Raw genomic sequence first — 19,737 nt, 5'->3', positions numbered from 1 at the left:
TAACCCGAGTATTGCGAAAATAAACTTTGCAGGGAGCAGCCAGTAGGCTGAAAAAACTTTACGTGTAATCTTCAGTTCCACAACGGATTCCCCACAGATTTTTTAACTTACAGATTTTCTTCTTTAAATATTTCATGAACTCTCCTTTGACGCATTTCCAAACTCCGACCAAGACTATAGTCACCATTTTAAATAATGCGATATTTTATGTTTAAATGTATATTTCTCCCAAAACTTATCTAGTTCTTCCTTTAGTACTTTCACATTTTTAAATTATTTTATTTATGTTAAATCTTCTCCTGTCGCTTTCCAACAATGTTCTGTTGGGTTCTTATCTGGAGTAGCCGGAGGGAAAAACGATATTTTCAACCACTGCTTATTGTTTTGATAAAATTCCTCTGCCTTTGCTAGTCTATGCCATGTAGCTCTATCTATTAGAAGAAATATCTTTGTACCTATCTCTCTTGAAATCGAATAATGACTTTAAATAAGAGTTTGTATCCTTTTGATTCCTAAATCATACCAATAAAAGTCTCCATTTTTCAGTATAGAATCCTCCGATATTGATTTTGGCTTTTGTACCTTCTGGATTTCACATAAAATTATTCTGCCATTCGATATCCAGAATATTGTAACTTGCATGTACGGACTTTCCAGAATATGCAGGCTCACGGATTTTTCTTTTGTATTGTTTGGGGTTGATGCGAGTTCCCGAATTCAATTCCCATCTGCATTCAGCATACAAATTGCATGAAGAGCGGCTTCATTTTGAGAGTTAATAGATGTTTCTACCACCAATCTGCTACTATCCGGACTCCAAGAAACAAACCTTAAAATATTTATGAAGTTATGTACTTCATGCCTTCGGGTGTACAGGATTCAGAATCGGTCTCAAACTTTGCTGAATCCTGCAGGACATTCCCACTTTCCGCAGGTGCTCTTTCAATTTTCATAATTTCCTCTGCTATCGTTTTTTCTGGGAATCTCCCTGGTTACTCAAACATGTGTGTTTTTGAAATGTCCCATAATTTTCGACCTTTTTCCTTCATTGAAAACAGGAAAAATGTTATTTTTTTGAAGACATCTGCGGAAGGTCGGATAAAAACAAAAAACGCATGTTCAAAACAGAAAATGCATATGGAAAACAGAAAATGCATATGGAAAACAATCTGTGTTATGTGTACGGGTTAAATGCAGTTTTCAGGGTCAAGATAAGCATTTCTCAGCAGACTCTCGGGATCGGGTCTCCAGCCGGCATGTCCACATAACGCATTCCACCGAAGCGGTTCCTGAGGATTACTTCGCCTTTGTTTTCTGCGGTAACCTCTCCAATAAGGGCTGCGTCTTTGCCGTAGGGGTGCTGTCTGAGAATGGAGATAACCTCTTCTTCAAAGCCGGCTTTGACTCCGATAACGGCTTTTCCTTCGTTTGCAACCTCGAGAGGGTCAAGACCAAGCATTTCGCAGGCTGCAGTGACTGCGGGCTTGTAAGGGATAAGGTCTTCTTCAAGCAGAATTCCTGCTCCGGCTTTTGCTGCCATTTCATTTAGGGCGTTTGCAATACCTCCGCGGGTCGGGTCTTTCATGGCCGTTACTACAGGCTCTCCTTCCGGAGTCCGAAGTTTCAGGACCGGTTCTATGAGTTTCCAGAGGGGAGCAGAATCCGAAACAAGGTCGGTTTCAAAGTCAAAGCCTTCCCTGTGGGCCATGAGAGAAATCCCGTGGTCGCCTATAGTGCCTGTGACAAGGAGCCTGTCTCCCGGTTTCAGGCCTGAGTCTCTGACAGGGCTGTCCGTTATGCCGAGGCCTGCTGTGTTCAGGATGATTGAATCAAGGGCTGTCTTTTCTACGGTCTTGGTGTCGCCTGTAATTATGGGGACTCCTACTTCGGCAGCAGTTTCGTCCATTGTTTTAATTATCTCTTCAAACTCATGGATCGGAAAACCTTCGGGGACTATAACTGCACAGGTAAGGGCCAGGGGTTTTGCTCCCATTACGGTGAGGTCGTTGATGGTGCCTGAAACTGCGAGGCGTCCTATATTGGTGTCCGGGAAGAAAGCAGGGGTTATAACATGGCTGTCCGTTGTCAGCACAAGTTCGGAGGCAGAGTTAAAGTTCTCAAGTCTGACAGTAGACCCGTCATCGAGGCTATCAAGTCCTATTGAGCCTGCGCTTCTATTGCGGAAATTTTTAAGGATAATCTCCCCTATAAGCGCCTGCATTACCTCTCCGCCTGCCCCGTGTTCCAGGGAAATGGTGTTTGTTTTCATGTACTGCCTTCTTTTTCCGTGCTTCTTTTCCCGCGTTCGAACAGCTTTCAATGCCTTACTTTCTCTGAGCTTCCTGAGCTCTTCTGATTCCAAGCTCAATAAAGCTTATCCAGGTCTCAAGACTCTCCCAGTCGTGTTTTGAAGTAAGGATAACCGGCACATCAGGGTTTAAGGAAAGGATATCATCCCTCATTTTCTCGGCATCGACATCAACTGCATGTGCAATGTCAACTTTGTTTATGACTGCAAGTTCTGCGGTTTTGAATATCATGGGATGCTTCAGAATGATATCATCTCCTTCGGTGACGCTGACCACAACCGCTCTCAGGTGTTCTCCAAGCTTGAAGTCTACAGGACAGATCAGATTACCCACATTTTCAATAATAAGGAGGTCCGTATTGTCAAGGTCTATATCGTTGAGGGCTTTCTCCACCAGTTTTGCATCCAGGTGGCATTCCTTTCCTGTGTTTACAGGGATTGTCGGCACCCCGAGTTTCCTGAATCGGGAGGCATCCATCTCTGCAATAACGTCACCTGCGATTACTGCGGTTCTGTATTTTTCTTTCAGATGCCTGACCGCCTCTTCGATCAGAGTGGTCTTTCCTGACCCGATGGCTCCCATAACATTTACCGAGAAGACTCTATGTTTGTCAAGGGTCTTCCTGTTTTTTTCGGCAATTTTATCATTTGCCTTGAACACATCGTGTCCCATGTGGATTACATGCATTAACATAAACATCACTCGGGGTTACTTGGTTATCTGAAGGGAAATCCGCTCACTGATATTGACCAATTTTGCGGATGGGGGTGTGTTAATTATTAAGCTCTTTTAGTTAGATTTTCAGTGAATTCCAGTGAAATTTCTAATGAGCATTTAAGTGAGTACTTACATGAGCTTATTTGATAGACCTGCTACCTTCTACCAGATTTATATATTTACCTGCCTGGAAGCTCACTTTTCTACTTCTGTCTCAATATCGATGCTCTTTATAATCAGCTCTCTACCGCCTGTAATGCGGGCGTTTTTTCCGCATATCGGGCACTCAAGCGCTGAAATGTATTCCAGAAGTTCGCTCAGGAGCTCATCGTCTTTTCCTGCCTGTGTTTTATCAAGGGTACCTGTGTATCCGCATTCACATTCCAGTGAAGGCTGGATCATCTCTACAATAAACTCCGCATTTTCGGCAATACTCCCTTCGGCAATGGCTTTAAAACAGAAACTCAACTGCTCGGGGTTCGCATGAGCAAGCCTTCCCATTTCAAGGATTACATGCCTGACTTCCAGAGCTCCGTGAGCTTCGGCAGTTGATATTACCTGCTCAAAGATCTCACAGGCAAGGGAATACTCATGCAAATCTGCTGCCTCCTTCCTTTGAGTACCTGAACCAGTTGTAACACATACCTTCCTGACTGACCATACAGGGTCCTGAAGGCTTTTTAGGGGTACATTCTTTCCCGAAGTTGGGGCACTGGGAGGGTTTTGCTTTCCCTGTCAGGATGGCCGCGCAGATACAGCGTTTTTTATCCTTTTTCTCGGCTTTTGCTTTTATCTCTTCAAGGGAAGTGGAATAAAGGTCTTCATGCTTCTTTGAAGCATTTTTATCCTCATACTCTTTCCTGAGCACGAGACCTGAATTTTCTATGTTTCCGATACCTCTCCACTCCGACTCTGAGGTTTCGAATACCTCATTCATCATTTTCAGGGCTATTTTATTCCCTTCCGGCTTTACGACTCTTGGATAACCATTGTCTACCCTTGAAACTCCTTTTTCTGCCTGTGCGAGGAGCAGGTTTATCCCGAGGAGGACATCTCTTGCTTCAAACCCGCTTACAACAACAGGAAAGCCTTTTTCTGCAAGGGGCTCAAACGGCTTTGTCCCTATAATGGTTGCAACATGTCCGGGAGCAATAAAAGCGTCAACTTCGGAATCCCTTGCAAGAAGCCCGACTGCAGGAGGGGTCTGTTTCTGGGATGCAAGAAGGCTGAAGTTTTCTGGAGTTTTTCTTAAAAGGGCAGCCGCATTGGCAGGAACTGTGGTTTCAAAGCCTATCCCGAAAAAGACTACTTCAAGTTCAGGCTTTTTATTTGCAAGGGATATGGCATCATCAATGCTGTATACCATCCTTACATCCGCTCCCCCGGATTTTGCATCAAGTAGACTTTCTGCCGAACCGGGAACCCTCATCATATCTCCGAAAGTGACTACAGTTGCGCCGCTCTTTGCAAGAGCGATCGCAATATCAACATCTTCTTCAGGGGTGACACAGACCGGACATCCGGGACCGCTTATTACTTCTATGTTTTGCGGAAGTACACTTCTGAGTCCGTATTTTGATATGGTTCTTTCGTGCGTCCCGCAGACATGCATTATGCGAAGCGGCATTTCTGAAGCCTGAATCCTTTCAAGGAGCTTTTTTTCAAGGTCAGGCATGGAGGGATTTAAAGAAGAATCCTCGTTTTTCATTTTACTCAACGTCCGCCTCTCCGGAAAACCCCGTTTCAAAGAAATTTGAATCTTCAAGGCCCGATAACTGTTTAAGGAGGCGCATGGTTTCTTCACTCTCTTCTTTTGAGATCTCAGATATTGCGTACCCTACATGGACAAGGACATACTTTCCGAGCAGATCAGCAGTGGCACCTCCAAGCAGGTCCATATTTACATCTCTGCAGATCCCTCCCATATCAACCGTAGCAGTGTTTTCGTCTACGATAGCCTTAATCATTCCAGGAATAGCTATGCACATATTACCTCTATTGTTTTTCTTTCCTGCTTTTGTTTTAAGATTCGAACGATACTTGTTTGTAATTGATACTCGAATTGATATTTAAACTGATATCTGAATTAATATTTGGAGGATTAACGTTCTGGACTATTTGATTGTTCTTTTAAAAAATAATTCTACAGGATACGCATTGTAAGTATAGGGTATACGTTGTAAGGTTAGCAACCTTAGAAAAACTACTCTCTCCAGGGTAACTCTATTTCCCTATCTATTCTGTCTCCTGGTTAGGAAAGAGCAGTTAATAATCAAGGGTTAGTATGGTATGTAGAATATTCCAGAAACTAAATCCCTGAACACCAGAAATTAATCTCTGAAAATTCATAAAAGTAAGTATACAAGTGGGTATTTTATAGCGAATATAATAGTGAATATTATTTTTGCTCAATTGTATAGCTTTCTTATATCTTTTTTGTTTTTTAATTTTGCTTCCAAAACTTTTACCTGTTTTTTTATTTAGAACCAGCTCGTGAAATGCTTTTTATAGAGTAATAAAAATCTGTTCTGACTACTTAAGGGCTATTTTAGTCAAAGATTTTTATTAAATAACTAAAATTTCAGGCAACTTTGTTAATATTTTCTATATTAAATGAGTTTTACCAACTTTTCTGCAGGCAATAGGATCGACAGTAATCAGAATAAGAGTAATTGCACAAAAGTCGCTGGTCAAGGCGATATATGTGGGTTTACCTGAGGCCAAATATTAATCGATCTGCATGCTCGGCTTAAGGTATAGATAAATCAAGGATATACTTACGAGTTCATACATTATTAATATGCAGGTTAACAAAAATAAGTGGTACTTAAGAAGAACATGGTAAATAAGGCATGTAATTCTTTGAGGGTTGATAATTTTGAATCTCTATATTGTGCTTATGATGACTTCTATGATACTTTTAACCGCACTGTAATCCATATCTGCATACTGCAAATCGTTTACTTCAGGAAATAAATTTCTTTTATGTGTAGACTATTTCTTTCGATCTGTATGGTTAACTGATCCTGTTAAATCGCCTTTTACAGGTTTATTGTCTGTATTAAGACGCAAGATTAATTTATCTTATATTTTATATTTTTATCTATATTAAATAAATTCCATCTACCGCATTAATATATTTATTCTATTGTGTAAAAAACCTTAAATACTATTCCCTCATTGAAAACATTATCGGTATATTTATATACACATTTATATAATTGCAGTGGAAATTAAATTAAAATTTTCTTTCGGATATATAATTTGGGTAAAAAACAAGATGTGGTAGAGATGAGTACTGGAATGAAAAACCTTGCCCGTACACTGGATAGTTTAGATTTCTTAAAACTAGACCGGCGTACTTTCATGAAGGCTGTAGGCGTGCTTGGTGCAACAGCGTTTCTTGGCACCTATAAAACAGAAATTGTAAGCGCGCTTGAATTTGCAGAGACAAAGATTGTCTGGCTCCACGGGTCCGAATGCACCGGATGTTCAGAATCTCTTTTAAACGGAGGCAACCCTGATGTTGCGCAGGCTTTGAGCAAACTCAATGTTAACCTTGCTTATCACGAGACTCTTCTTGCTCAGCAGGGAATATTCGTAGATGGAAAACTTGCAAACAATGCCGAACTCAACTCCGAGATCCTTCTTGAAGAGCTTATTGAAGAAGGTAATTATATTCTGGTTGTTGAAGGCTCAATTCCAAACGGTCCCCAGGGTTCAGGTAAGTATCTCATGATCGGGAACAAGACCTTTAAGGAGATCCTCGGAGAAGCTGCAAAGAATGCCACTGCCGTCATTGCAGTCGGAACCTGTGCCGCATACGGAGGAATTACTTCTGCAGACAGTGATATTGCCAAGGACACAGATTACAGAGGAGTGGCCTTCGCAAAGAATGATAAAACAAAAGGCATGCTTCAGGAGCTCGGCATCGATAAACCTGTAATCAACATCCCTGGCTGTCCTGCTCACCCTGACTGGATTCTCCTTACCCTGGGTGCGGTAATCCTTGAAAAGATCAAGGTGCCTGGTGACCTTCCTGCCGTTCTGGATGATTATGGCAGACCAAAGGTTTTCTTCCCTCCGGATCACACTGTACATGAAAACTGTCCTCGCCGCGGATACTATGACCGTGCAGAATTTGACGAGCAGGTTGGCGGGGAAAAGTGCCTGTGGAAATTAGGCTGTAAAGCTCCTTATTCCCATGCTGACTGTGGAATTCGCAGATGGAACGGTTCCGTAAGCATGTGTACCCAGGCAGGCGGTCCCTGTATAGCCTGTGTGGAACCTGGATTCCCTGATTCATCAAGACCCCTTTATGTTGAAGCCGAAGACAAAGGCGTGCTTCTTGGGGCAAATATTGACACATTATCCAAAGCTGCAGTCGGTGCAGCTACTGTAGTTGCAGGGGTACATGCTGTTAGAAGAATGAAAGGAGAGTGAGTGAAAAATGGTAAATGTTACAGTAGACCCCTTAACCAGAATTGAAGGTCACCTTCGTGTTTCCACGGAAGTGGATGCCAACGGTGTCATCACGGATGCTCAGAGTTCCTGTACGATATTCCGTGGATTTGAACGCATCCTGCAGAAACAGGATCCCAGGGATGCAGCTCTTCTTGTCCAGAGAATCTGCGGTGTCTGTCCGATTTCTCACTCCCTGGCAGCCACAAATGCCCTTGACAATCTCTACGGTGTAGCTGAATATGTTCCAAAAGATGCCCTGGTTATGCGGAACATTTTCCAGAGTTTAAACACCATTGCAAGTCATGCAACCCACATCTATGTGCTCTGGGGCCCTGACCTTGCAAACCCTGCATACAGAGATGTCCTTGGGACTCTCGGAGACACAGGAAATGCAGTCTGGAAAGAGCTGGTTGGAAGGTTTGCCCCTATAAGCTACAAGATTGACGGAGCAGCCATATCTGCAGGAACTTCTTACATGGCAGCAATTCCTGAAAAGAAGCGCCTTCAGGAAGCCATTGCACTTATTGCAGGCAGAATGCCGGGCCCGGTAACACCCTACCCTGGTGGATATACCTACAAGCCAACAGCTGCAGATATCGTTAAACTTTCCTCCTACTATCTCCAGGTAATGGACTTTGTATCAAAGTATACTCTGCAAGTTCCTTTTGATACATGGATTGAAAACACATACAAGGCAAGCTCTCCCGACAAAGCTGTAAGCTTTGTAACCGAACATCTCCAGGGCCTTATTGATAAATCAACAACTTCCAACGACTTCTCAAGAGAAGCGGGCTGGGGAGATGTGGAATTATATGCAGCTTTCGGTTCTGAACTTGTAGGAGAAACCCTCCTTGGTCTTCCTGCAAGCCTGAAACACGACAAAATTGGCGGATACAGCGACCCCTCAAAGATATCCTTCCTTGCATATGGTGGGTTCTACAATGTCGAAGATGACGGATACGACCCGAAGAGTCCTGCAGGAGCCAGATTCCAGACATCAGGTGTCGTGACCGGCAACCTTGAGCGCAAGGAATTTGATTCTGACAAGATTACTGAAAGTGTTGCTCACTCCTTCTACGATGACAGCAAAGGCGATCTTCACCCCTCAAAGGGAGAGACCATTCCGTTTACCGACCCTGAGAAAATCTCTTACACTGGTGGTTCAGAGAGCAGGTATACCTGGGACAAGGCTCCAAGATACGATGGACTTCCTGCCGAAGTCGGACCTCTCTCACGCCTGCTTGTAATGAAAGAACCTCTTGTAACCGGACTTGCTCAGGCTTTCAATGCTAAAGGCTACTCTGCAGCTAACGTCTTCACAAGAATGATGGCCCGCATACAGGAAACCACTATCCTTGCACACCAGCTTCTCCAGTGGGTAACAGTTGACTATAACCCCACCGGCAAGATTTCTGTGCCTATAGACCTTAATAAAGCTAAAGATAATCAGGGAATGGGCCTGTGGGAAGCTCCGCGTGGCTCTCTCGGGCACTGGGTCTCTGCTGGTAGCAATGGAAAGGTTTCAAACTATCAAGCAATTGTTCCGGGTAGCTGGTTAATGTCCCCAAGAGACAGCAAAGGCATTCCTGGTCCGCTCGAACAGTCCCTTATAGGGTCAAAAATTAATGCCGTAGAAAACTCTCTTGGTGTCGATTATGCAAATCCTACCGGTATCTTCCATATAGGCAGATCCTATGACCCATGCATCTCATGCGCAGTCCACACCATTGACCTTACCGGGAAAAACGCTCCAAATACTATAAGAATACTCTAAGAAAGTATAGGAGATGACCCACGATGAAATCCAAAGATAACCCGATGGTTGTTGAGCGCTATACCGTCCTTGACAGGACGGCCCACACCATCCATGCTGTGGCGATGCTGGTGCTCATCATTACCGGGTTAAAAATCTACGCAGGCTGGGACTTTATGAGTTTCCATACTGCCCGCGCCCTTCACATGATCATGGTTCCTGCTTTACTTGCAGTGAACTGGATCCTTATTCCGTACAACATCTTCTCTGCAAGTGAAGGTGGAGTTATGGAAAAACTGGCACATTTCATGGACCATTATGTTTTCGGTCCTGAAGATGCAAAGCGCATGAAGGCAATAATTCTCAATTTCTTCGGAAAGGGAGAGTATCCAGCATTCACCATCTATGATGAAGTTTCGGGACACTACAAGACCAAACTCCACCCCATAATGAAGATCCTTATCGTACTCGAGGGTACAGCTATCTTCTTAATTGCGGTTTCTGGAGTCGTTCTCTACAAGCTTGACTGGTCGCTTTTCGGCCTCCCCCTGGCATCATGGATTCTTTCAGCTGGAGACCTGATTGCACCTTCATTCGGAATGAGTTCCCTGCAGCTTCTCAGGCTTTCCCACCTGCTGCTGACATACTGGTTTGTCTTTGAACTGGTTGTTCACGTGGGTATTCTTGAGTTTGATCCGCATGTCTGGAAGTACTACAAGGCTATCTTCTGGTCCGGGAAAGAAGACCTTTCGGATTCCCACTACGTAGAAATTGTTAAGCCCAACCCGAAGCACCTTCCTGATAGGGAGCTCTGGCACGATTCGTCAGATACGCCTTCGGAAGTTGTAAAGGACTAACATTCCGGGAATTCCATTATCAGGAAATATATTCGGGCACAGAAAAAATGTGGTATAGACATAGAGCTGCCAGAAAAGAATTACATATGTTCAATTTCATGAAGTGAGAATATGTCTATACTACATGCTCCTGTCAGAATTCTGGGCTGCGGAAGTCCGCTTATGGGCGATGACGGCATAGGTATCAGGATCATCGAAGCTCTTAAAAAAACAGATCTTGAAGGGCTCGAAGGGCTTGATATAGCAGATGCAGGAGTCTGCGGGCTGGATCTCCTTAATCTGCTTGACGGCGCCAGAAAAGTAATAATTGTCGATGCGGTTCTGACAGGCAGCCGGACAGGTTCGGTACACCGGATCGAAGGCAAAGACCTTCTGGAGGGTACTGAGCCTCATACACTGGTCTCGGTACACGATCTCACAATTACTGATGTTTTGAGAATCGGAGAGCAGATTCAGTCCCTTCCGGAAGTTGTGGTAATAGGAATAGAGATTGGAGAGGTAGCTACAGAAATCTCTACGGATATTAACCCTGAAGTCCTCGAGGCTGTAGATGAAGCTATAAGGCTCATCAGGGAAGAGTTTTCCCATACTCTTTAATCTTTTTTATTAATTTCATTTCCTTTTTGGTTTTTTCCACTTCAGTACTTAAAAATACCAGAAACGGCTTTAACAGGATGAACCAGGCTCTTAAAGAGCGTGTCGAGCGGACAAATTAAAAAGGAAAGAGTATTCTTTCCGCTCAAGGTTTCTCTGGTTCTCCCGGCACCCAGGTACTGTAGAGATACCACTCAAGTAAAGCCGTATCGCTATCTGTTTCGATATCAAATCTCCAGTTAAACGGCTCTTTGCCGACCATAGAGAATTCGAAATCTGCAATGGTTTGAGATAGAATCATAGCATCTCGGGATTCTCCGGTATTGGCTTTTATCCTGAGAGGTGATGCAAGGACACCGAGGTTTTTCACCTCAAAGTGCATTGATCGACCACCCTTGATTTCAAGAAAACTGTCCACATTCCACATGCCGGAGGAATGGAACTTGCGGCCCTGGCTGTCAGTCTCAGGGATTTCTGGAGTCACGGGTGGAGTTGAAGGTGCAGTTGAAGGTGCAGTTGAAGGCGGTTTTGTTTCTACATGCCTCATTGTATGTTCTGGTCTAGCCGAAACTTCCCTTACCGGTGGGACAGGCGGTGCATGTACTGGCTTTACCGCAGGCGCATGTACCGGTTCAACATCCGGAGCTTCCTCCACTGGTGGGACTGAGAGCTCTTCTACTGATGGGGCATGAGGTGCTCTTACCGGCTCCGGAGTTTCCCCTGCCAATCTGACCGCAGATGCCCTGGGTGACCTAACCGGAGATTCCGGTGTTAATGGAGTTGGAACCTTAGAGACCGGTGGTTCCGTTGTTGGTGAAACGGAAGGTTCTGATACTATTCTCGGGAACTCTGAGTCCAGACTTTCTATAGTTTCCGGCCCTATTATCCCATCAACCTTCAATCCACGTGCTTCCTGGTAACTTCTGACAGCTAACTCAGTTTCATCGCCAAAGATACCGGTGATTCCGACTTTGGGCACAGGAAAACCTAAAATTATCAGAGCTTCCTGAACTTTCTCTACTGCGGGGTCTCTGTCGCCGCTACGAAGAGCCCTTTCATTATCATAACAAGCCTCTAAAACCTCATCGCCTGAAAATCTCGATGATTTTAAATCGTGACCATCCCCTATAGTCATACTCTATCCCCCACATTCTTCATAATTCTATTTCTTGTACTATGCAGCGCGTGCTGTTTTTTCGTACTATGCTGCAAATACTAAACTTAAAATTTCAATATATAAGCTGGTTATTAAAATATATAAATCTTTAGAAAAACTATATTTATTTTAAATGTAACTAGACTATCTAAATAATGTAGAAAATATTTGTTATAAGAATCAGCTATAACACCGATGATTTTGTTCTGAACCGTGATAGTCTTTTAATATAATAGGGTCTATGTCTTATTATATCTCTATTTAATAAATTATTTCTTATTGTTGGGGAGAGTAGGATGAGTAAAGAGTGTTTACTTGAAAAGTTTAAAAACCTCGATTTCATGACGATGGATCGTCGAACCTTTATAAAAGCTGTCGGGATACTGGGAGCTTCGTTATTCTTACAAACATATAAAAGTGATATGATAAAAGCCCTTAGTGAGCTACCGGAAACCAAAATAGTATGGCTTCACGGGGTAATGGATAGCGGCTGTACCATATCAATGCTGGACGGAGAATCACCTGATCTCATAGAGTTACTTCAGCTTTATAACCTCAAATTGCTCTATCAGGAAGTTTTAATGATGCAGCAGGGAATTTTCGTGGACGGAAAACCTGCAAATACCAGTGAGCTGAACTCCGAAATCCTACTGGACGAGATTCTTGAAAATGAAAGGGGCTACATCCTTATCTCTGAAGGAGCAGTCGCGAACGGGCCTCATGGCTCCGGGAAATACCTGATGCTGGGTGGAAGGCCCTATAAGGAGGTTTATGAGAAAGCTGCGAGAAATGCCTCAGTAATCGTTGCAATCGGGCAGTGTGCGACCCATAGTGGAGTGAATGCTGCTAAGAGTGATGTTGCTGAGCTTATGGACCATCGTGGGATTGCCTTTACTCTGGAAGACTCGTCAAAAGGAATTATAGACCTGCTTGGGATCGACACACCGGTTATTAATATTAACGGCTGCCCAGCCCATCCTGACTGGGTGTTTCTAACCATAGGAGCGATCGCCACTGGAAAAATCAAGGTACCTGAAGATTTACCTGAAGTGCTGGATAAATGGAACCGTCCGAAGGTTTTCTATCCCCCTGACCATGTTGTCCATGATAACTGTCCTCGCCGTGGATACTATGATCGCGGAGAGTTTGATACGACAGTAGGCGGACCGAAGTGTCTCTGGAAATTAGGGTGCAAGGGGCCTTATTCCCATGCTGACTGCGCTCTTCGCCACTGGAATGGTCATCTCAACTTCTGTCCTCAGGCAGGTTCTCCATGTATTGGCTGTGTACAGCCCGGTTTTCCGGATAGTACCAGGCCTTTTTATGTCGAGATTGAAGATACCGGAATTGTCGGTACAAATTTGGATACTATAGCAGGCGTAGCAATAGGAGGAGCACTCCTTGCTGCTGGTGCTCACGCTCTCCGGAGGACTGTTTTGAAAAAGCCTGAAGAAAAGGAAGGCACTGCTGAAGAAAGTACTTCCGAGGAAATCGGAGGTGAAAAATAATGGTACAGGTGACCGTAGATCCTCTTTCTAGAATTGAAGGGCATTACAGAGTCAATACTGAAGTCGATGCTGATGGTGTAATTACTGATGCACAGAGCAGCGGCCTGGTTTTTAGAGGTTTTGAAAGGCTTCTTCAAAAACATGACCCCAGGGATGCGGCACTTATGACTATGAGAATATGTGGTGTTTGTCCGGTTTGTCACAGTATAGCTGCAGCAAATGCTCTGGACGATCTTTTCGGGGTTGCGGATCAGGTTCCCAAAGACGCCCTTGTTATGCGAAATATTCACCAGGGAATGAATTTGATAGCCAGCCATGCAGTCCATATTTACGTGCTGTGGGGTCCAGATCTTGCAAACCCGGCTTATCGTGATATCCTTACACAATACGGAGATGTGGGAAATGCAGTATGGGGCGAATTAGTTGGACGTTTTGCGCCTCTGGTGAATCAATACAATGGTACAACCTATCCTGCCGGCTCTTCTTATCTTGGTGCTATAAGGGAGCTTCGCCGCCTTCACGTGGGTATTTCGCTTATAGCCGGCAAAATGCCTCATTCTGTTCTGCAGCATGTCGGAGGAGTAGTTTACTCTCCCAATTTTGGAGATATTCAGAAGCTTGAAGCGTACGTTTCAGAAACTGCTAAGTTCGTTGAAACATCTACTCTCGGAGTCTCTCCCGGGACATGGATAGAAAACACTTACAGAGCTTCTTCTCCTCAAAAAGCTGTCAATTTTGTCCTCGAACGCCTGCAGGAACTTCTGGATAACTCTCTTTCTAACAATGATTTTTCACACTCTTCAGGCTGGGGAGATGTCCCTCTTTTCGCGGCTTTTGGTTCGGAATTAATCGGAGAAAAACTTCTCGGCTTGCCTATCAGTATGAAAATGGAACACGCAGGAGTTTACACTGATCCTGATAAGATCGGTTTTCTTTCCTACGGGCTTTTCTTCAAGCCTGAAAAAGGGGAGGGATATGATCCTACAAGTCCTGCAGATAGTAGAGTAATTCCTTCGGGTTATATGAATGGGCATCTGGAACTTGAAAAATTCGATTACAGGAAAATTTCGGAAAGCACTGCTCATGCACTTTATATTGACGAAGAAAGAGACCGGCCTCCATGGAACGGAATTACTGTTCCTGAAGACAACCCTGATGAAATCGATTACACCAGAGGTTCGGAAAGTCGTTACTCCTGGTCAAAGGCTCCTCATTATGGTGGCATTCCCTGTGAAGTTGGGCCTCTTGCTCGCCTCCTGATTATGGGAGAACCTCTTGTTACCGGATTGGTGAGAATTTTTGAAGAAAATGGTTATTTTCCTTTAAACAACTATACTCGCATGATTGCAAGGATGCAGGAAATCCTGGTAGTTATGCCTGAACTGTTGAAATGGATTTCGCAGGATCTGGAGCCTGATGCAAGGGTTGCAGTACATACCGATCTTTCCATGGCAAAGAACTCCGAAGGAATGGGTTTATGGGAAGCTCCGCGCGGAGCATTGGGGCACTGGATTACTACAGGCTCGGATTCCATGGTAACCCTGTATCAGGCTGTAGTTCCGAGTACCTGGAACCTTGGTCCCAGAAATTCACAGGGAATTCCGAGCCCTGTTGAGCAGGCTCTTATAGGCACCAAGATTTCAGCTGCGGAAAATGCTCTTGGAGTAGATTATTCGAATCCTCTCGGAATCCTGCATACAGCCCGTTCTTATGATCCCTGTTTTGCATGTGCGGTTCATACAATTGACAAAACTGGAAAGCATTCCAATTCTACTATAAAAATACTCTAAAGGAGACCTATATGGTACGATCTGCTGAGAAACCTGCTTCCAGGAGGATAATTGTCGAACGGTATACCTGGCTTGAGAGGGTTACTCACCTGGTTCATCTGGTTGCCATGTTTACCCTTCTTATCACAGGGTTCAAGATCTACTTTGGCTGGGACTTCATGTCTTTTCAAACAGCTCGGGCTTTCCACATGATTGCAGTTCCTTTTTTCCTGGTCGCAAACTGGATTCTTGTTCCCTATAATATCTTTTCCTGCAAAGGTGAGAGATGGTGCGTCAGAAATAGAGTAAAACATTTCAAAGAGTCCTATGTTTTTGGGGAGGACGATGCTGAACGCCTGTCTGGTATTGTCAGGAACTTTTTCGGCAAAGGAAAGTACCCCGCATTTACGATCTATGATGAGCAGGAAGGGCATTATGTTACGAAACTTCATCCTATGCTCAAGCTGCTGATTATTTTCGAAAGTACTGCAATTGCTCTCATTGCCATAACAGGAGTTGTGCTTTACAACATTGCCTGGGCTCCTTTAGGGCTTCCCATATCCGAATGGATTCTCTCTGCAGCCTGGTATGTTGCGTCTTTGTTTAACGTTGATGCTCTGGGGTTGATCCGTTTAGTACACCTGTTTGCAGCCTATTGGTTTGTCTTTGAACTCATAGTCCACGTGGGCATCCTTGAGTTTGACCCTGATGTATGGAAATACCATAAAGCAATTTTCTGGTCCGGGAAAGAGGATTTATCAGACAGGCATTTTGTCAGGGTAATTGAAGAAAAGGATCAAAAAGGATTGCTGACAGATCAAAAGGGAGTAATGGAAGAGCATTAATTGCAGTAAAAAGTAGAGATGGCAATTGGTAGTAGAAGTTAATTGCAATGAAGAACAGCAAAGAATACGAAGAAGAAATCGCTAAAAGGGCAGGCTCCGAAACTTTTTTAGTCCTGACTTTCAAATTCAAATATTTGAATTAGTGTAAAAATTTCCAAACGATTATATATTGTCCCATATATAGATATATATGGGAATCCGGATGTATGAACTGGCGGCAGTCAGCACAAAAGTCGGCCAGATCATCCTCAACCTTTTTATTCTTTTTTTAATGGTACTGCTTGGGTTGGTTGTGGTTGAGGTTGTTCTCAAATGTTTGGTGATTCAGGGCCCATACTGAAAACTTCGGCTTTTTCTTTTATTTTTCTATTTTTTCTTTTTCCCTCTCAATTTCAAGATCATAAGAGGTTTGTACAGAGCTAATATTTTCCTGTACCTGGCTTTCAGGCCTTTTTGGAATTCTAAAGGTGAATGTACTGCCTTTTCCCGGGCTGGCTTTAACCCATACCTTTCCTCCGTGAAGTTCGACAAACCTTTTGACGAGTGCAAGCCCAAGCCCCACGCCTCCATGTTTTCTGGATATGGACTCATCAATCTGCACGAATGGATGGAAAACTCTTTCGTAATCAGCTTCATTGATGCCGATACCCTCATCTTTTACACTGATCTCAACTATATCTTCCTTAAGCTCTGCAGAGATGTTTACTTTCCCGCCTTCGGATGAGAATTTAATTGCATTATTCAGAAGGTTATAAAGAATCTGTTTGAACTTTACCTTGTCCACGATTATAGTTTTCAGACCCTTCTCAACCTTGTATTCTATACGGATATTTTTTCCCGCTGAGAGAGAGGAAAGAACTCTCTGTACTTCTTCAATTACTGCGGGTATATCCACTGTTTCGTAATATAACTCAATATTTCCCAGTTCAAGCCTTGAGATATCCAGTACATCATTGATGACATCTAAAAGATGGTTTCCGCTTTTTGAAATGTTTTCAGCGTACCTCTTTTGCTTTTCGTTAAGAGGCCCGAAAGTCTCGCTCAATAGAAGGTCCGAAAACCCTATAACAGCATTCAGGGGAGTCCTCAATTCATGGCTCATATTGACAATGAATGTGGTTTTCGCTCTGTTTGCGGTTTCAGCCGCCATTTTTGCCTGAAGCATTTTTTCTTCAGCCTGCTTGCGTTCTGTTATGTCGATCATAATGCCGAGGAGCACAGAGTCTTCTTCATTTACTCCACTGAACACGAACTTACTGAACATTACCTGATGTACTAAACCATCAGCAAATTTCAAAGATGCTTCATAGACCTGAGTTCTTTTATGTTTTACCAGTTCTATATCCATTGCATGGTGCTTTTCAGCAATTTTAGGAGAGATGAAGTTATGAATAGACTTTCCGAGAATTTCTTCTTTTTTCATTCTTACAAGAGTTTCAAAACCCTTATTGCAGGCAATATATATTCCGTTTCTGTCTTTACAAAATGCAGGCACAGGTATTGAATCCACCAGCTTTCTAAGAGACTCCGTCTGCTGAAGCCTTACGGTCTCTAACCTCTTTACTTCAGTCAGATCCTCTACAAGCACAATGCCTCCGACAAGTTCGAAATTTTCGGATATTAGAGGCTTGTATGTTATAGCAACAGGGGTTCTCCCATTTTTTTCACTGAAGATATACTTCAGATCATAATGAACAGGAACTTCGGGGAGGCATGTAATACTCTTTTTGGGATTTTTTCCTTCTAGGAGGTTCAGTAAACTAAAGCTAATTTTTTCCTTTTCACGGCTTCCGGAGAGGTTTACAAAGCTCTCATTGCAGAGAGTAATAACCCCCTCGGTATCGAACTGGGCAATTCCTCCGGGAAACTCCTCAAAAAGTGTCCTGTATTTTCTTTCCGAAGCCCTCAGTGCCTCTTCATTCTTTCTCCTTTCACTTATATCTCTCCCTATGGATAGTACGGCTGTTTCTCCATCGTATTCAATTAACCTGTTATTGATCTCTTGAGGAACAACCGTGCCGTCTCTCCGCAGTGAGTCCATTTCGAAAATGAAGTATCCTGTTTGCTTCAGCTTCTCTATCTGCTGTCCGAACTCGGTAAGGTGGATATTAGTCCGTAAATCTTTAATGTGCTTCCCGAGCATTTTACTGCGCGTATATCCGAAGATTTCACAGGCCACGTGGTTTGCTTCCAGAACCCTTCCTTTCATATCATGTATAAGTATAGAGTCACTTGAACTCTCAAGTAATGTCTTGAATTTTTTGTCCGGGTTTTCTTGCTTTACTCTAAGAGACTTCCATCTTCCGTCTCTTCTAATTATCAGTTTCTCCCCGGCTTCTATAAGGTAGAAAACTTCATCCGGGGAAAGATCTTCCTCTCTAATCATAAAGAGTGGTCTGATCTTCTTTTCAGGTATATTCTCAGCAAAGATGCGCCTTAGTTCCTTTAGGGAATCTGTAATTGACTTACCAAAGTTTCCGACCTCAAGATTAATGCGCAGGTATCGCCAGTTTCCTGCGTGAATGAACTTTATAATCTCTTTCTGCGGGTTTCCTGCATTCCAATCAAAATATATCCCTGAAGTCTCTGGCTGTTTGACAGAAAGGATTTCTGTTTCCTGCAGGGAAATTATCTTAAGTCTGGATTTTTCTATACAGCTTTCGATATCCAGCTCTGAGTTTGAAAGCAAATCTTTTGCTGACTCTGCACTCTCAGAATCCGGGACAAGCCAGATGCAGCGCTCGTTTTGTTGCAGGCCTGCTTTAATATAATCTACTATAAGTTCCGTCCTTTCTTCCGGCTCCTTATAAACTGCAGTAAGGCCGTTGGATGGAATAGTCGAACAGAAACAGAATTCAGACTTGACTTTTTTCTTTTGAATATTTAACACCTCCCGGAAACAGCGAACCAAGTTCTCTGAACTTTTTGAGTGCAAAATATTTTACAAAATTTTATAATGAATATGTGAGTACTATATTAACTTTATTAGTCACTATGTCTACACATTAGAAGAATAAAAACTTTTATATTAGATCTGGAGTCCTGCTCTTTTTATCATACACTTTCCTCAACCGAAACCCTTATTGTAGAATCCGGGATATGGCAGGAGTATGGAAATGCAAAGGGAAATCCAGGTTATTTGTGGAGCGGTGAGAATTCCGAACCTTCCCGGTTTTCTAAAGATCGTAAACACAATCGCTTCCGAAAATGAAGTAACCATTCAGGGCCTTAACGCTGACCTTATAACAGGCGAAAGGCATCTTCATTTTGCAGTAGGGAAGGCTCTCAGGGCTGTCGCATCAGGTATGAATGTGGCAAAAGATCCGGGAATCGAGATCATGCGTTATGCAGCAGGCGAAAGACAGATTGAAAGGAGTTTTTCTATAGGGCTTCATGAAGGAGATAATAATGCGGTTTTTGTGCTTCTTGGAAAAATGGATAATTTGCTTCTCGCTTTCTCCGAAGTTCGGAAACTTATCGAAGAAAAACCATGTTCCGAAGTTCTTGCTTATTCCGGTTCAAAAAGAAAAGGAATCCTTTCTCTCTTCAGGATAACAGATGAAGAAATAGAGGCTTCAGGAGAAGAACATATCCCGGAACTCGTGATCGAGAGAGTGGCGCTTGCAAATTTTGTAAAGTAAGCGGTTTATCGATTCCAGTCCTGCCTTAATTTTTCGGTTCCTTGGTTTTCGTATTTTGGGTTGTGGTGACAGTATCAAATATTATATAATGGGTAACAATTAAAATAAATTTTCAGGATCGATA

Annotated in this window: 17 protein-coding genes and 1 pseudogene; 9 read left to right on the top strand and 9 right to left on the bottom strand. The window is 43.2% G+C overall.

Annotated features, from left to right (window positions below):
• Nucleotides 1–180 precede the first annotated feature (180 nt).
• From MSHOH_RS25350 to MSHOH_RS16885, 7 genes and pseudogenes are all read right to left on the bottom strand, one after another.
• A pseudogene (locus tag MSHOH_RS25350) lies at nucleotides 181–583 on the bottom strand (transposase); the annotation flags it as partial.
• 9 nt (nucleotides 584–592) lie between these two features.
• A complete protein-coding gene (locus MSHOH_RS25750; RefSeq protein ID WP_269851578.1) occupies nucleotides 593–721 on the bottom strand; it encodes a hypothetical protein in 129 nt (42 codons plus the stop codon).
• Between the two features lie 501 nt (nucleotides 722–1,222).
• Nucleotides 1,223–2,368, bottom strand: a complete 1,146-nt coding sequence (gene hypE / locus MSHOH_RS16905; RefSeq protein WP_239451028.1) for a hydrogenase expression/formation protein HypE — start codon at nucleotides 2,366–2,368, stop codon at nucleotides 1,223–1,225.
• Nucleotides 2,325–2,996, bottom strand: a complete 672-nt coding sequence (hypB, locus tag MSHOH_RS16900; RefSeq protein WP_048141436.1) for a hydrogenase nickel incorporation protein HypB — start codon at nucleotides 2,994–2,996, stop codon at nucleotides 2,325–2,327. The genes hypE and hypB overlap by 44 nt, the downstream gene beginning before the upstream one ends.
• A gap of 225 nt (nucleotides 2,997–3,221) precedes the next feature.
• The gene (hypA, locus tag MSHOH_RS16895; protein ID WP_048141433.1) at nucleotides 3,222–3,623 is read right to left on the bottom strand and encodes a hydrogenase maturation nickel metallochaperone HypA; all 402 of its coding nucleotides are present in this window, start codon (nucleotides 3,621–3,623) and stop codon (nucleotides 3,222–3,224) included.
• Complete coding sequence (gene hypD / locus MSHOH_RS16890) at nucleotides 3,616–4,734, bottom strand: hydrogenase formation protein HypD (protein WP_048141430.1); 1,119 nt, start codon at nucleotides 4,732–4,734, stop codon at nucleotides 3,616–3,618. Before hypD ends, hypA begins: the two co-directional genes overlap by 8 nt.
• A 1-nt stretch (nucleotide 4,735) precedes the next feature.
• Entirely contained in the window at nucleotides 4,736–5,014 is a 279-nt protein-coding gene (locus MSHOH_RS16885; protein ID WP_048141429.1) for a HypC/HybG/HupF family hydrogenase formation chaperone, read from the bottom strand.
• Nucleotides 5,015–6,317: 1,303 nt separating this feature from the next.
• Here MSHOH_RS16885 and MSHOH_RS16880 point away from each other — a divergent pair.
• The 4 genes from MSHOH_RS16880 (at nucleotide 6,318) to MSHOH_RS16865 (ending at nucleotide 10,697) form a co-directional block, all read left to right on the top strand.
• A complete protein-coding gene (locus tag MSHOH_RS16880) occupies nucleotides 6,318–7,469 on the top strand; it encodes a hydrogenase small subunit (protein ID WP_204245461.1) in 1,152 nt (383 codons plus the stop codon).
• Between the two features lie 7 nt (nucleotides 7,470–7,476).
• The gene (locus tag MSHOH_RS16875; RefSeq protein ID WP_048141427.1) at nucleotides 7,477–9,264 is read left to right on the top strand and encodes a nickel-dependent hydrogenase large subunit; all 1,788 of its coding nucleotides are present in this window, start codon (nucleotides 7,477–7,479) and stop codon (nucleotides 9,262–9,264) included.
• Between the two features lie 23 nt (nucleotides 9,265–9,287).
• The gene (locus MSHOH_RS16870) at nucleotides 9,288–10,100 is read left to right on the top strand and encodes a cytochrome b (RefSeq protein WP_048141425.1); all 813 of its coding nucleotides are present in this window, start codon (nucleotides 9,288–9,290) and stop codon (nucleotides 10,098–10,100) included.
• Nucleotides 10,101–10,211: 111 nt separating this feature from the next.
• Nucleotides 10,212–10,697 carry a hydrogenase maturation protease gene (locus tag MSHOH_RS16865; RefSeq protein ID WP_048141423.1) on the top strand — a complete coding sequence of 162 codons (486 nt, stop codon included), beginning with the start codon at nucleotides 10,212–10,214 and terminating at the stop codon, nucleotides 10,695–10,697.
• A 142-nt stretch (nucleotides 10,698–10,839) separates the two neighbouring features.
• Here the strand turns inward: MSHOH_RS16865 and MSHOH_RS16860 are convergent, their stop codons facing one another.
• The gene (locus tag MSHOH_RS16860) at nucleotides 10,840–11,829 is read right to left on the bottom strand and encodes a peptidoglycan-binding domain-containing protein (protein ID WP_048141420.1); all 990 of its coding nucleotides are present in this window, start codon (nucleotides 11,827–11,829) and stop codon (nucleotides 10,840–10,842) included.
• 317 nt (nucleotides 11,830–12,146) lie between these two features.
• On the opposite strand from MSHOH_RS16860, the gene MSHOH_RS16855 reads away from it, so the two are divergent.
• The 4 genes from MSHOH_RS16855 to MSHOH_RS24070 all read left to right on the top strand — a co-directional run bounded on the left by MSHOH_RS16855 (nucleotide 12,147) and on the right by MSHOH_RS24070 (nucleotide 16,312).
• Nucleotides 12,147–13,358, top strand: a complete 1,212-nt coding sequence (locus MSHOH_RS16855; RefSeq protein WP_048141418.1) for a hydrogenase small subunit — start codon at nucleotides 12,147–12,149, stop codon at nucleotides 13,356–13,358.
• On the top strand, nucleotides 13,358–15,148 hold the full coding sequence (locus tag MSHOH_RS16850) for a nickel-dependent hydrogenase large subunit (RefSeq protein WP_048141416.1): 1,791 nt from the start codon (nucleotides 13,358–13,360) through the stop codon (nucleotides 15,146–15,148). The genes MSHOH_RS16855 and MSHOH_RS16850 overlap by 1 nt, the downstream gene beginning before the upstream one ends.
• Nucleotides 15,149–15,159: 11 nt before the next feature.
• Nucleotides 15,160–15,972, top strand: a complete 813-nt coding sequence (locus MSHOH_RS16845) for a cytochrome b (protein WP_048141413.1) — start codon at nucleotides 15,160–15,162, stop codon at nucleotides 15,970–15,972.
• A 202-nt stretch (nucleotides 15,973–16,174) separates the two neighbouring features.
• Entirely contained in the window at nucleotides 16,175–16,312 is a 138-nt protein-coding gene (locus MSHOH_RS24070; RefSeq protein WP_158024226.1) for a hypothetical protein, read from the top strand.
• Between the two features lie 18 nt (nucleotides 16,313–16,330).
• Here MSHOH_RS24070 and MSHOH_RS16840 read toward each other — a convergent pair whose 3' ends face one another.
• Nucleotides 16,331–18,862, bottom strand: a complete 2,532-nt coding sequence (locus MSHOH_RS16840) for a PAS domain S-box protein (protein ID WP_048143583.1) — start codon at nucleotides 18,860–18,862, stop codon at nucleotides 16,331–16,333.
• Between the two features lie 220 nt (nucleotides 18,863–19,082).
• Between MSHOH_RS16840 and cgi121 the strand changes: the two genes are divergently transcribed.
• Nucleotides 19,083–19,613 (top strand): KEOPS complex subunit Cgi121, encoded by a 531-nt coding sequence (cgi121, locus tag MSHOH_RS16835; RefSeq protein ID WP_239451026.1) that lies wholly within the window; start codon nucleotides 19,083–19,085, stop codon nucleotides 19,611–19,613.
• The last annotated feature ends 124 nt before the right edge of the window (nucleotides 19,614–19,737 follow it).

The organism is Methanosarcina horonobensis HB-1 = JCM 15518, from assembly GCF_000970285.1.
Lineage (GTDB): Archaea > Halobacteriota > Methanosarcinia > Methanosarcinales > Methanosarcinaceae > Methanosarcina > Methanosarcina horonobensis.
This window is presented reverse-complemented; position numbering and strand designations above follow the sequence as displayed.